Source organism: Actinomycetospora sp. CA-084318 (assembly GCF_050955885.1).
In the GTDB taxonomy this organism is placed as follows: domain Bacteria; phylum Actinomycetota; class Actinomycetes; order Mycobacteriales; family Pseudonocardiaceae; genus Actinomycetospora.
Genome location: NZ_CP192098.1, coordinates 6,015,778 through 6,028,298 on the forward strand (window position 1 = coordinate 6,015,778; position 12,521 = coordinate 6,028,298).

General features: G+C 73.4%; 11 protein-coding genes. 6 read left to right on the forward strand and 5 right to left on the reverse strand.

Annotated elements, in window-relative coordinates; translation table 11 throughout:
- The first annotated feature begins 65 nt into the window (after positions 1-65).
- From ACQPYX_RS29410 to ACQPYX_RS29420, 3 genes are all read left to right on the forward strand, one after another.
- Entirely contained in the window at positions 66-1,397 is a 1,332-nt protein-coding gene (locus ACQPYX_RS29410) for a sodium/calcium exchanger protein (RefSeq protein ID WP_433800787.1), read from the forward strand.
- The gene (locus ACQPYX_RS29415; protein WP_433800788.1) at positions 1,394-2,389 is read left to right on the forward strand and encodes a hypothetical protein; all 996 of its coding nucleotides are present in this window, start codon (positions 1,394-1,396) and stop codon (positions 2,387-2,389) included. Before ACQPYX_RS29410 ends, ACQPYX_RS29415 begins: the two co-directional genes overlap by 4 nt.
- A 112-nt stretch (positions 2,390-2,501) precedes the next feature.
- Positions 2,502-3,191, forward strand: coding sequence for a hypothetical protein (locus ACQPYX_RS29420; RefSeq protein WP_433800789.1), 690 nt, complete (start codon positions 2,502-2,504; stop codon positions 3,189-3,191).
- Positions 3,192-3,287: 96 nt separating this feature from the next.
- Here the strand turns inward: ACQPYX_RS29420 and ACQPYX_RS29425 are convergent, their stop codons facing one another.
- Genes ACQPYX_RS29425 through ACQPYX_RS29440 form a run of 4 tightly spaced genes read right to left on the reverse strand, consistent with a single transcriptional unit; the run spans position 3,288 to position 7,637 of the window.
- A complete protein-coding gene (locus ACQPYX_RS29425; protein ID WP_433800790.1) occupies positions 3,288-4,538 on the reverse strand; it encodes an ABC transporter ATP-binding protein in 1,251 nt (416 codons plus the stop codon).
- A gap of 4 nt (positions 4,539-4,542) precedes the next feature.
- Positions 4,543-5,376, reverse strand: a complete 834-nt coding sequence (locus tag ACQPYX_RS29430) for a carbohydrate ABC transporter permease (protein ID WP_433800791.1) — start codon at positions 5,374-5,376, stop codon at positions 4,543-4,545.
- Positions 5,377-5,379: 3 nt separating this feature from the next.
- The gene (locus ACQPYX_RS29435) at positions 5,380-6,327 is read right to left on the reverse strand and encodes a carbohydrate ABC transporter permease (RefSeq protein WP_433800792.1); all 948 of its coding nucleotides are present in this window, start codon (positions 6,325-6,327) and stop codon (positions 5,380-5,382) included.
- Positions 6,324-7,637, reverse strand: a complete 1,314-nt coding sequence (locus tag ACQPYX_RS29440) for an extracellular solute-binding protein (RefSeq protein ID WP_433800793.1) — start codon at positions 7,635-7,637, stop codon at positions 6,324-6,326. Before ACQPYX_RS29440 ends, ACQPYX_RS29435 begins: the two co-directional genes overlap by 4 nt.
- A gap of 199 nt (positions 7,638-7,836) precedes the next feature.
- Here ACQPYX_RS29440 and ACQPYX_RS29445 point away from each other — a divergent pair, with 199 nt between their 5' ends.
- Both ACQPYX_RS29445 and ACQPYX_RS29450 read left to right on the forward strand, forming a co-directional pair.
- Positions 7,837-8,907, forward strand: a complete 1,071-nt coding sequence (locus ACQPYX_RS29445) for a LacI family DNA-binding transcriptional regulator (protein WP_433800794.1) — start codon at positions 7,837-7,839, stop codon at positions 8,905-8,907.
- A complete protein-coding gene (locus ACQPYX_RS29450; RefSeq protein WP_433800795.1) occupies positions 8,904-10,166 on the forward strand; it encodes a DUF4032 domain-containing protein in 1,263 nt (420 codons plus the stop codon). Before ACQPYX_RS29445 ends, ACQPYX_RS29450 begins: the two co-directional genes overlap by 4 nt.
- A gap of 73 nt (positions 10,167-10,239) precedes the next feature.
- Here ACQPYX_RS29450 and ACQPYX_RS29455 read toward each other — a convergent pair whose 3' ends face one another.
- Positions 10,240-11,877 carry a glycoside hydrolase family 13 protein gene (locus ACQPYX_RS29455; protein WP_433800796.1) on the reverse strand — a complete coding sequence of 546 codons (1,638 nt, stop codon included), beginning with the start codon at positions 11,875-11,877 and terminating at the stop codon, positions 10,240-10,242.
- Positions 11,878-12,103: 226 nt separating this feature from the next.
- Here ACQPYX_RS29455 and ACQPYX_RS29460 point away from each other — a divergent pair, with 226 nt between their 5' ends.
- Positions 12,104-12,484: an HNH endonuclease gene (locus ACQPYX_RS29460; protein ID WP_433800797.1), complete on the forward strand. Its 381-nt coding sequence runs from the start codon at positions 12,104-12,106 to the stop codon at positions 12,482-12,484.
- The last annotated feature ends 37 nt before the right edge of the window (positions 12,485-12,521 follow it).

The following is a 12,521-nucleotide window of genomic DNA, read 5'->3' on the forward strand; positions in this document are numbered from 1 at the left end:
GGCCACCGGGGGTGATCCGGCGATTCCGGGGGTGGAGCACCCCGGACTCGGGTAGGGAATCGGACATGGCAGCCCCCAGCTCGCCCCTCCTCGTGGCGGGCGCCGTCGCCGTCGCGGTCCCCGGCGTCGCGATGAGCCTCGGCGGGCTCTCGATCTCCCCGCCCGTCGACGCCCTGCTCTACGGGCTCGCGATCGTCGGCGCCGCCTTCCTGCTCTCCTGGGCGGCGGAGGCGGCCCAGGTCGACATCTCCGCCGGCCTCGCGATCGCCCTGCTCGCGCTCGTGGCGGTGCTGCCCGAGTACGCCGTGGACTTCGTCTTCACCATCCAGGGCGGCAACGCCTACGCCCAGTACGGGCCGACCTGTCTGCCGCCCGGCTCGGCCGACCAGTCCCCGTGCGGCCTGGCGCTGGCCAACATGACCGGTGCCAACCGGATCCTGGTCGGCGTCGGGTGGGCGCTCGTGGTCCTGCTCGCCGCGATCCGCCTGCGCACCTCGGCCGGGCGCTCGGGCGAGATCGGTGACGGCGGCACGGCGCACCGGGAGGGCCACGCCACCCGCGTGACGCTGCAGCGCACCGACTCCGTGCCGCTGATGTTCCTGCTGCTGGCCACCGTGTACTCGCTGACCCTGCCGCTGCGCGTCAGCATCACCCTGGTCGACCTCGTGGTGCTGGTCGGCATCTTCGTCGCCTACAGCATCCGCGTGGCCCGCGCCCCGGCCGAGGACCCCGACCTCATCGGCCCCTCGGCCTGGATCGGCGAGAAGGGCACCACGCCCCGCCGCGCCTGGTACATCGGCCTGTTCGTGCTCGCCGCGGCCATCATCATCGCCTGCGCCGAGCACTTCGCCGACGCCCTCGTCGAGACCGGCACCGAGCTCGGGATCAGCCAGTTCTTCCTCGTCCAGTGGCTGGCCCCGCTGGCCTCGGAGGCGCCCGAGCTGCTCGTCGCGGGCCTCTACGCGTGGCGGCTCAAGACCACCGACGCACTCGCCACCCTCGTCTCGTCGAAGGTCAACCAGTGGTCGCTGCTGGTGGGCACGCTGCCGCTGGTCTTCGCCCTCGCCGCGGGGTCGCTCAACGGCCTGCCCATCGACGTCGACCAGCGCGAGGAGTTGCTGCTCACCGCCGCGCAGTCCCTGTTCGCCGTGGCCCTGCTCGTGACGCTCTCGATCACGGTGAAGGGCGCGCTGGCCCTGCTCGGCCTGTTCGTCGCCCAGTTCCTGCTCGCGGCGTTCCTCCCCGCCGCCCTGCAGGAGACCGAGCTGCTCATCCTCTCGGCCGTCTACGTGGTCCTGGCCGTCGTGCTGTTCGTGCGGCAGCGGAAGGCCCTGGTCCGCCTCGTCCGGGACGGCCTGCGCACCCCCTACTCGGAGCTGGCGAAGGAGAACGCGTGACGCGGTTGGCCGTGATGTGGGTGCACGGCGTGGAGATCGCCGACGACCGGTTCGCGGACACCTCGATGAACCTGCTGCGCGAGGAGTTCACCCGGATCGCGGGGGTGGACGCCGACGAGGCCCTCGTCCTGCGCACGGCGTTCTGGGCGCCGGTCTACGAGCGCCGCCAGGACAAGCTCCTGCGCCGGATGGGCGGCCAGCGCGCCGAGGGCGTGTTCGACCTGCTCGACGCGCTGGGCGGGGCCACCGACCGCGGCTCCGTCGCCGCGCTGCTCGGGCTGGTCGCCTCGGGCCTCGTCCGGAACCTCCCGGGCAGCCCGGAGTTCCACTTCCCGACGCTGCGGTGGCTGGTGGTGCACTACCTCGGCGACGCCATCAGCTACCAGGCCGGCGCGGTCGACCGCACCCTCTACGACCGCGTGCACCAGGTGCTCGCCCGCTCCCTGCACGACCTGGCGACCGAGGCGGGCCCGGACGCCCCGGTGTGCGTGCTCGCCCACTCGCTGGGCTCCGTCGTGGCGGGCAACTTCTTCTACGACCTGCAGGTGGCGGCGGGCCTGCACCCCGACGGGTCGGCCGGCGTCGCCCCGGAGGTGGCCGCCGAGCTCGGCGACACCCCCGCGGAGCGCGGCGAGACCCTCGGCTGGCTCTACACCCTCGGGTCGCCGCTCGCGCTGTTCGCCCAGCGCCACCCCGACTTCGGCACCCCCATCGCGGTGCCCCACCCCGAGCTCGAGCGGTTGCACCCGCACGTCGGCGGCGAGTGGGTCAACGTGTGGGACCCCGACGACGTCATCGCCGCGCCGATCCGCCCGCTGAACGACGCCTACGCCCGGGCCGTCGCCGAGGACCGGTCCGTCGCCGTGGGGCCGTGGTGGCTCGGGTGGACGCCGCTGGTGCACCCGTTCTACTGGAACGACGTCCGCGTGGTCCGGCCCATCGCCACGCAGCTCGCGATGGCCTGGCACCGGCTCCGCGTCACGGCCGGGTAACGCCGCCGCGGCCCGCGTCGATCTTCCTCACGCCGCGTCCGCCGTCGGAGGGAACCCGCCACCCATGTCGCGCCCGTCGAACCGTCGCGGCCCCGGGCGGGTGTCGGTCCAGGTGGCGCGACCCGGGGGCGCCACGGGCGCGGACGAGGTGCCGACGAGGGGCCGGCACCGCAGTCCCGACGCCGACGGCGCCGCACCGGTCCTCGCCGCGTCGTCGCTGGTCGGGGCCCCACGGCACCGCCGCGCGCGACCCGAGCCGGCCGACGACGCCCGCGGCCCGGCCGGGCTGCCGGCCCGGTCGCTCGAACGCGTGGACGCGGCCCGCGCGGCGGCCTCCCGCCCCGCGACGGCACCGGCTCTCGCCGTCCCGACGACGGCCGGGGCCGGTGACGGGGTCATGCCGCCGACGGAGGACGCCGTCACCGACCTGGTCGCCGTCCGCACCCCGCCGGCCCCCGCAGCACGAGAGGCGGACGCGCCGGAGGAGGCCGTCACCGACCTCGTCGTCCGGCCCGGCCGCGGTGCCCTCGCCGACGGGCCCGGCACCGGCCCGCAGCCGGCCGTGCTGGGGTGCGCGGTGTCGGTGGTGGCCCTGGTCGCCACGGTCGTGGCGGCTGCCGTCCCCGCCCCGGGCGGCTCGCACGTGACGATCTACGGCGTGCTCGCCGTCGCCCTGCTCGGCACGGCGACCGCCGCGCTGGGTCTCGGCCGCCAGCGCCCACGACGGGCCCTGGCGGCCACCGGCGTCGTCGTCGGCGCGGCGGCGGTCGTCGCGGGCGTCCTCCCGCTGCTCGCGCTCTGATCGCCCGGGTCGAGCGAGCACCCTCGGCGGCTGCACAGCCCGGCCGACCACCGCAGGTGCTCGCTCACCGCCCGGATCGGGGCCCCGCCCCGGGCGTCAGGCCGACGCGGACGCCGTCGCCCGCGCCCGCTCCACCTGGGCCTTGCGATCCTCGCCCGCCTGCCGGGTGAGCTCGGCCCCGGCCTCGGCGTCGCGGGTCAGGTTGTCACCGCTCTGCGGGTCGAACACGTGGATCTTCCGCGTGTCGAACCAGAACTCCGCCTCCTGGCCCTCCCGGATCCGCGAGGTGGAGTCGATCGAGACGATGGCCTGCGTGCGCAGCTGGTCGCCGTCGAGCTCCTGGGCGAGCTCCTTGAGCTTCGCCGCCGCCTCCGCCGAGGACTCGTAGGGCAGGTAGGCGTACTGCGAGTCGCCGAGCCACTCGGTGACGTCGACCTGCGCGGTGAAGCGCGCCCCCTTGTCGAGCAGCGCCTCGTCGACCAGGGACGCGTCCTCGAACATCTCCGGCCGCACCCCGACGAGCACGAGCTCGCGGTCGCCCACCTTCTGCGCCCGGGCGTCGTCGAGCTGGATCGTGCCGAAGGGCGTGTCCAGCTTCCCGCCCGACGCCGACGCCGGCAGGAAGTTCATCGGGGGCGAGCCGATGAAGCCCGCGACGAACAGGTTGGCGGGCTGTTCGTACAGCTCCCGCGGCGACGCGACCTGCTGGATCACGCCCTTCTTGAGCACGCACACCCGGTCGCCGAGGGTCATCGCCTCGGTCTGGTCGTGCGTGACGTAGACCGTGGTGATCCCGAGCCGCCGCTGCAGCCGCGCGATCTCGGCGCGCATCTGTCCGCGGAGCTTGGCGTCCAGGTTGGACAGCGGCTCGTCGAACAGGAAGGCGTCCGCGTCACGCACGATCGCCCGGCCCATCGCGACCCGCTGGCGCTGGCCGCCGGAGAGGTTCGCGGGCTTGCGCTGCAGGTGCTCGTGCAGCTCGAGGATGTTCGCGGACTGCTCGACCTTCGCCTTCACCTCGGCGTCGGGGACCTTCGCCAGGCGCAGCGGGAACGCGATGTTCTCGTACACCGTCAGGTGCGGGTAGAGCGCGTAGTTCTGGAACACCATCGACAGGTTCCGCTCGCGCGGCGCCTTGTCGTTCACCCGGGTGCCACCGATGACCATGTCGCCGGAGGTGATGTCCTCCAGTCCGACGATCATCCGCAGCAGCGTCGACTTCCCGCACCCGGACGGTCCGACGAGGATCATGAACTCCCCGTCGGCGATGTCCAGCGAGACGTCGTTCACGGCGGGGAAGCCGTCGCCGTAGCGCTTGACGATGTGGCTCATCTCGATCGCGGCCATGGTCCTATCCCTTCACGGCGCCGTTGGTCAGTCCGGCGACGATGCGCCGTTGGAAGATCAGGACGAGGACGACGACGGGGATCGTCACGATCACCGCGGCCGCCGCGATCGGCCCGGTCGGCGACTCGAACTGCGAGGCGCCGGTGAACAGACCGAGCGCCGCCGGCACCGGCCGCGACGCACTGGTCGAGGTCAGCGAGATGCCGTAGACGAAGTCGTTCCAGGCCAGGAAGAACGCGATGATCGCCGTGGTGAACACCCCGGGGGCGGCCAGCGGCACGATCACCTTGCGGAACGCCTGCCACGGCGTCGCGCCGTCGACCTGCGCCGCCTGCTCCATCTCCCACGGGATCTCGCGGAAGAACGCCGAGAGCGTCCAGATCGAGATCGGCAGGGTCAGCGAGAGGTAGGGCAGGATCAGCCCGGGCCAGGTGTCGTAGAGCCCGATCTCGCGCCACAGGTTGAACAGCGGCGTCACGATCGAGATCACCGGGAAGATCGCCACCGCGAGCGCGGTGGACAGGATGATCTTCTTGCCCGGGAAGTCGAGCCGCGCGATCGCGTAGGCGGCGAACATCGCGAGCAGGCAGGCGAGCGCGGTCGCGATCAGGCAGATGCCGAACGAGTTGCGCAGCGCCGGCAGGAACAGCTCCGCGGCGTCCCCGGTGAGGATCGTCGCGTAGTTCTCCGAGGTCGCGGTCGTCGGCAGGAACTCGCCGTTCGAGATGTCCGAGGACGACTTGAACGACAGGGACACGATCCACGCGATCGGGAACAGGCAGTAGATGATGATCAGCAGCCCGCCGATCCCCCATCCGACCTTCTCACGGGTCGACATCGCTCACTCCCCCCGAGCCTGGGACAGGTCGACCTTGAAGCCCTTGATGAACAGGCCGCAGATCAGGACGACGGAGACGAACAGCAGCACCGAGACCGCCGACCCGAGCCCGATCTCGAGGCGCGCGATCGTCTGGCGGTAGGCGAGGAACGAGAGCACCTCGGTGCCGTTCGCCCCCGCCGTCATGACGTAGACCGAGTCGAAGACGCGGAAGGCGTCGAGGGTCCGGAAGAGCAGGGCGACCATGATCGCCGCCTTCATGTTCGGGATCGTCACCTTGCGCATCCGCTGCCACCAGGTGGCGCCGTCGACCTTCGCGGCCTCCTGCAGCACCTCCGGCACCTGGGCGAGGCCGGCGAGCAGCAGCAGCGAGATGAACGGCGTGGTCTTCCAGATCTCGGCCAGGCAGATCACGAAGATCGCCGAGCCGGGGCTGCCGAACCAGTCGGTGTCCGGGGCGAGCCCGGCGAAGGAGAACCACGAGTTCACGAAGCCCGAGTCCGGCGCGAACGCGAACTGCCACGCGAACGCCGAGACCACCGTGATCACGGCGTACGGGATGAGGATGGCCGCGCGCAGGATCGGCCGCAGCGCCTTGAGCGCCTGCACCATCACCAGCGCGAGGGCGAACCCGAGCACCAGCTCGACGGCGACGGTGACCACCGTGATGAGCACGGTGACGCCGAAGGCGTCCCACCACACGGAGTCGGTGAGGATGACCCCGTAGTTGGTGAGCCCGGTGAACGACCGGTTCGCCGGGTCGGTGAGCCGGTAGTCGAACAGCGACTCGTAGAACGCCTGCAGGATCGGATAGGCGGTCACCAGCAGCATCACCGCGAACGCGGGACCCGCGAGGAACCAGCCGAGGCGGGCCTCGGACCGGGACTTGTCGCTGGCCGCGTGCCTCGGCGACGCCGAGGCCGCCGTCTCCTTCTCGACGGTCGTCGTCACAGCAGCCGCTCCTTCCGGAGGACGCCGAGGATGAGGTCCTGGGCCGCCTGGTTGGTCGGGCCGGGGACGATCGCCTCCGGCGGGTGGAAGGTGCGCTGCAGCCCGCCGGAGACCTCGGCGTAGTAGGCGGTCTGCGGGCGCGGCTTGGCCAGGGTCAGCGACTGGAGGATCACCGGAGCCATCGGGTACTTCGCGAGCACGGCCGGATCCGAGTAGCTCGCGACGCGGGCCGACGGGTTGCCGTTGGACTCGAAGTAGTAGGCCGTGTTCTGCGCGCTGGTGATGCACTCGGTGGCCGCGTACGCGAGGTCCGGGTACCGGCTGGAGTGCCCGACGCCGAGGTTGATGCCGCCGTAGGGCGGTGCCGACGGCAGGTCGGCCCGGGTCTGCGGGAAGAGCGCCCACCCGTAGTCGGCCGGCACGTTCGCTCCGACCGTGCCCTCCTCGGCCGCGCCGGTCACCTTCGACCACACGAACGGCCAGTTGACCATGAACGCGGCCTCGCCGTTCTGCAGCGACTCGGAGTTCGCGTCCTCGTCCGCGGTGGAGAAGGCCGGGGGCGCGGCCGGTGAGGTCGCCAGCTTGCGCATGATCCGCGCCGCGTCGAGCGCCGGCGGGTCCAGCAGCCCGAGCTGGACGAGCTTCGGGTTCGCCTCGCCCGGGTTGGTGATGATCTGGCCGCCGCCGGAGCGGATCAGCGCGTTCGTCCACACCATCAGCGACTCGGCGCGCTTGCCCTGGGCGGCGACCTTGGTCCCCCGGGCGACGGCGGCGTCGATGATCTGGTCCCAGGTGACCGGCCGGGAGAGGTCGAGACCCATGTCCGCGACGAGCGACTTGCGGTACCAGAGCAGCTGCGTGTTCGCCCAGAACGGGACCGTCACGAGCTGGCCCTGCCACGACGCACCCTCGATCGCCGACGGCACCACGCCCTCGCTCACCCGCGCGGCCACCCCGGGCGGCAGCGGGGCGAGGAAGCCCGCCTCGGCGAACTCGGGGATGTAGGGCGGGTCGAGGCTCATGATGTCGATCGACGCGTCGTTGGCCGCGAGCCGGCGCACGAGCTCCTGACGCTGGTCGCCCGAGTCGCGCGGCAGGGTCGAGGTCACGATCCGGTACTGGCCGCCCGCGGCGTCGGTGCACCGCTTCGCGATCTCCGCCTGCCCGCCGTCGTCGGGGTTGATGTACCAGGTCAACGTGGGCGGTCCGGCCGGCCCGCTCGCGCACCCCGCGAGCAGGGCCAGCAGGGAGAGCACCGTGACGCCCAGAGCGAGGGCCGCCGGTCTCCGCCGCCGGGGTGGGAAGGGCATGGGCGTGGGTCCTCCGGCCTGTCGTCGCGTGTCCTGGAAGCGCTTGCGGTGTGACTGTGGTGACCCAGGTCTCAGATGTCAACCCGAGAGGGTGGGCACGGAGCTTGAAGCGTCACCGAACGGACAGGCGGCGCCACGCTGTGCGCCAGGCGGCCGAACGCACCCGGGAGCGCTTGCGGCATGTCCTAGGCTGAGTGACGTGGTTCACGAACCCTCCGCCCCGGCCGGGCGACGGGTGGTGGAGGACGAGCGCCGGGGGGCGGGCTCAGGGGCCAGCCTGGACGACGTCGCGCGTCTGGCCGGGGTCTCCGCGTCCACCGCCTCCCGGGCGCTCAACAACCATCCGCAGGTCGCCGCGGCCACCCGCGAGCGGGTGCTGACGGCCGCGGCCGGGCTGGACTACGTCGTCTCCCCGGAGGCGTCGCGGCTGGCCGGGGGAATCTCGCGCACCCGGGTCGCGGTGGTGGTGCCGCACCTCTCCCGCTGGTTCTTCGGCCGGCTGCTCGAGGGGCTGGAGGCCGGCCTGCGCGAGGAGGGCGGCACCACGGTGGACGTGCTGCTCTTCCTGGTCGGCGACGTCGCCGGGCGACGCGCCTTCTTCGAGCACCTCCCCGCCCGACGGCGCGTGGACGCGGCCGTCGTCGTCGGCTTCGAGGTCGACGAGGCCGAGCGGGCGCGCCTCGAGCTCCTCGGGGTGCACATCGTCTCCGCCGGGGGTCCGCGCGAGCCGTTCCCGTCGGTCACCGTCGACGACCACCGGGCCGGCCGGCAGGCCGTGGACCACCTCGTCCACCTCGGCCATCGCCGGATCGCGCTGCTCGCCTCGGAGGACCCGGACGACCGCGGGCCGGACCTGCGCTCCGCGGCCTACCGGGACGCCCTCGCTGACGCGGGCCTGCCCCTCGACGACGACCTCGTCGTCCGCGTGCCGTTCGGCGGTCCGGGCGGGGCGGACGGAATGGGGCGGCTGCTGGGCCTGCGGCACCCGCCGACCGCGGTGTTCGCCACCGCCGACGAGATCGCCGCCGGGGCGATCCGCACGCTGCGGCGGGCCGGGCTGCGGGTCGGGGGCGACGTGTCGGTGGTCGGGATCGACGACCACCCCACCGCCGAGGTGCTCGACCTGACCACCGTCGCGCAGCCGGTGTACGAGCAGGGCGTGGCGGCGGGACGGATGGTGCGGGCGCTGCTCGAGGGCGAGACCACGGTGTCCTCCCAGGTCCTGTCCACCCACCTGGTGCTGCGCTCGACCACCGGACCGCCGCCGTGAGCGCCCCGGAGCTGCGGCTGCGGACGTCCTCGCCGCAGCTGCTCGCGCTGCCCTGGGACGTGCCGCTGGAGGCGTGGGATTCGGCGACGGTGCCGCTGCGCACGCTCGCCGTCGGGCCGAGCCGCCACCTCGTGCGCTTCGTCGTCGCCGACGGCGTGCTCTGGGCGCTCAAGGAGCTCCCCGTCCGCCTGGCCGGCAAGGAGTACGAGGCCCTGCGGCGCATGGAGGCGATGGGGCTGCCCACGGTCCGCGCCGCCGGGCTCGTCGTCCGCTCCGTCGCCGAGGACTCCGCGGTCCTGGTGACCCGGTTCCTCACCGGCTCGTGGCAGTACCGGCGGCTGTTCGCCCGGCTGCCCCCGGACCGGGCGGTGCACCGCGCCCGGCTGCTCGACGCGATGGCCGGGCTGCTGGTCGAGCTGCACCGCCACGGCGTGTTCTGGGGCGACTGCTCGCTGGCCAACACCCTGTTCTCCCGCGACGGCCAGGCGCTGCAGGCGCACCTCGTCGACGCCGAGACCGCGGAGATCCACCCGTCGCTGTCCGACGGGCAGCGGCAGATGGACCTCGACATCCTCGTCGAGAACGTGGCCTCCGGACTCATCGACGTGGCCGCGTCCCTCGGCCGCCCGCCGGAGATCGAGCCGAGGCTGATCGAGGAGGCGCTCGGCGTGCCGGAGCGCTACCAGGCGCTGTGGGACGCCCTGCACGCCGAACCGCGGTTCGCGTTCTCCGACCGCTACCGCGTCGAGTCGACCGTCCGCGGCCTGGAGGACCTGGGGTTCGTCGTCGACGAGGTGGCCCTCGTGCCCGAGGGCGACGCGGTGCGGCTGCGCGTCGGCGTCGGCGACCGCCGCTTCCACGCGCAGCGCCTGCGGGAGCTGACCGGGCTCGACGTCGGGGAGGGGCAGGCCCGGGTGCTGCTGGGCGACCTGCAGGCGCACCGCGGGTGGCTCTCGCGCACCCAGGGCCGGGCCCTCTCGGAGGACGAGGCCGCACCGAGCTGGCTGCACGACGTGCTCACCCCGGGCATGCGGCGGGCGCACGCGGCGGTCGGGCACGTCGGGACCGCGGTGCAGGCCTGGTGCGACCTGCTCGAGGTCCGCTGGCTGCTCTCCGAGGCCGCCGGGCACGACGTCGGCACCGACGCCGCGCTGGAGGCCCTCGCCGAGAAGGCCCCCACCGACTCGGCCGCGCGCGCCCTGGTGGCCGACACGCGGTCGGACCTGCCGGTGGTGGCTCCGCCAGGCCCCCCGGACTGAGCGAGCGGCACTCTCGCGCACATAGATGCTGCGAGAGTGCCGCTCGCTCGGGATCGGGCTGCGGCCGGACGGCCTAGTGGGCGGCCAGCCAGACCGCCGTGTCCGGCGGGAGGCGCCGACCGTCGAGCAGGCCGCTCGCGAGCAGCACGCCGTCGTGGTCGGGCAGGTCGACGGGCTCCGTCGAGAGGTTCACGACGGCGAGGAACGCGGGCGAGCGCCGGAACACCAGCACCGCGTCGCCGGGGGCCGACACCCAGTCCAGGTCGCCCTCACCCAGCGCCGGGTGCCGACGACGGGTCGCGAGGGCCGTGCGGACGAGCTCCAGGAACGAGCCCTCGACGCCCTCCTCGGCCGTCGCCGCGTAGTCGGCGAACCAGGCCGGCTGCGGCAGCCAGGGTGACGACCCGCCGTCCGGACCGAATCCGAAGCTCGAGCCGGTCGGCGTCCAGGGGATGGGCACCCGGCAGCCGTCGCGCCCGCGGTCGGTGTGGCGGGAGCGCTCCCAGGTCGGGTCCTGCAGCGCGGCCTCGGGGATGTCGTCGACCTGCGGCAGTCCGAGCTCCTGCCCCTGGTAGACGTACATGCCCCCGGGCAGCGCGGAGTACAGCAGGAACGCCGCGCGGGCGCGCCGCACCCCGAGCTCGACGTCGACCGGGTCGGACTCGTCGAACGTGGCGTTGCCGTGCCGCTCGACGGTCGGGCGGCCGTAGCGGCTCGGGGCGCGAACCACGTCGTGGTTCTCCAGCACCCAGGTCGCCGGGGCGCCGACCGAGGCCAGGAACCCCGTCGTCGTGTCGATCGTGTCGCGCAGCGCCGCCGGGTCCCAGGGCGCCACGAGGTAGTCGAAGTTGAACGCGGTGTGCAGCCGCCCCGCGCCGACGTAGCGGGCGAGGCGCTCCGGGCTCGGCGTCCAGGCCTCGGCGACGAACATCCGGGCGCCCTCGTAGGAGTCGGCGATGCGCCGCCACGTCTCGTAGATCGCGAGCACGTCGTCGCGGTCGACGTAGGGGTGCTCCCCCGGGCCGGTGCTGAGCCCGATGAAGTCGCTCGAGTCCGCGAGGTCGGGCAGGGCCGGGTCCTTGACCAGGCCGTGCGCGACGTCGATGCGGAAGCCGTCCACGCCGCGGTCGAACCAGAACCGCAGCACCGACTCGAACTCGGCCGCCACGTCGGGGTTCTCCCAGTTCACGTCCGGCTGGCCGGGCGCGAACAGGTGCAGGTACCACTGCCCGTCCTCGACCCGCGTCCACGCCGGCCCGCCGAAGTGGGACAGCCAGTTGTTCGGCGGCTCCGCCCCGTCCGGACCCCGACCGTCGCGAAAGACGAAACGGGCGCGGGCGGGCGAGCCGGGACCGTCCGCGAGGGCCTCGACGAACCACGCGTGGTGGTCGGAGAGGTGGTTCGGGACGATGTCCGGGATGATCCGCAGCCCGTACTCGTGCGCCTCGGCGATCAGCTTCTCCGCGTCGGCGACCGTCCCGTACGCGGGCTCGATGGCCCGGTAGTCGGCCACGTCGTAGCCCGCGTCGACCTGCGGCGAGGCGTACCAGGGGTTGATCCACAGGGCGTCGACCCCGAGGTCGCGCAGGTACGGCAGCCGGTCGCGGAGGCCGGCGAGATCCCCGATCCCGTCGCCGTCGGCGTCGGCGAAGCTGCGGATGTAGACCTGGTAGATGACGGCGTCGCGCCACCAGAGTGCATCGGTCGTCACGCTGCCCCAGCGTACGGGCCGACCACCGGGGGACCGCAAGCGCTTGCAACGGGCGATTCGGGCGTCCCGTGGCAGCGAGGTGCCCGCGGTGTCGATGGCGGTCTGCTCCCGCTGGTTGCGTGCAGCGCGCCATCGTCGGGCTCGCGGTCGTTCCGCGGGACCGACCCGGCGCTGTCCCCACCACAGAACGGGCGATCTTCACGACGCGAGGGCATCCTGGAGATCGATGCAACCCGGTCGTTCCCAGCGCCTCACCGCCGCGCACGCGCGCGACGGCGCGAGCTGCGTCTGGTGCGCCCGCCCCCTCGACGCCCGCGTGCCCGCCACCACCGACCACGTCATCCCGAAGGTCAAGGGCGGCCCGTCGTGGCTGGAGAACGAGGTGGCGGCCTGCCGGCGGTGCAACGGCGAGCGCGGGCACCGCGGGGTGGTCGACTGGCTCGAGGAGTGCGAACGCCGTGGGTGGTCACCGGACGTCGACCGGCTGATCCGGGTGCTCGATGCCCTCGCGGTCGCGATCGACGCCCGGGGCGGCCAACGCCGGGCACGCCCGCACCTCGACGCGCAGCGTCGGCGGCTGGCGAAGCGGAGCCCGTCCGCGGCCTAGTCCCCGGCTCCCCCGGAACCCACCCGGCGTGAGCCTC

What these genes read in the sequence shown, in the direction of transcription:
- ACQPYX_RS29410 (WP_433800787.1), top strand. Translation starts at nt 66, where the DNA reads ATGGCAGCCCCCAGCTCGCCCCTCCTCGTGGCGGGCGCCGTCGCCGTC.
- ACQPYX_RS29425 (WP_433800790.1), bottom strand. Translation starts at nt 4,538, where the DNA reads ATGGCCGCGATCGAGATGAGCCACATCGTCAAGCGCTACGGCGACGGC.
- ACQPYX_RS29430 (WP_433800791.1), bottom strand. Translation starts at nt 5,376, where the DNA reads ATGTCGACCCGTGAGAAGGTCGGATGGGGGATCGGCGGGCTGCTGATC.
- ACQPYX_RS29440 (WP_433800793.1), bottom strand. Translation starts at nt 7,637, where the DNA reads ATGCCCTTCCCACCCCGGCGGCGGAGACCGGCGGCCCTCGCTCTGGGC.
- ACQPYX_RS29460 (WP_433800797.1), top strand. Translation starts at nt 12,104, where the DNA reads ATGCAACCCGGTCGTTCCCAGCGCCTCACCGCCGCGCACGCGCGCGAC.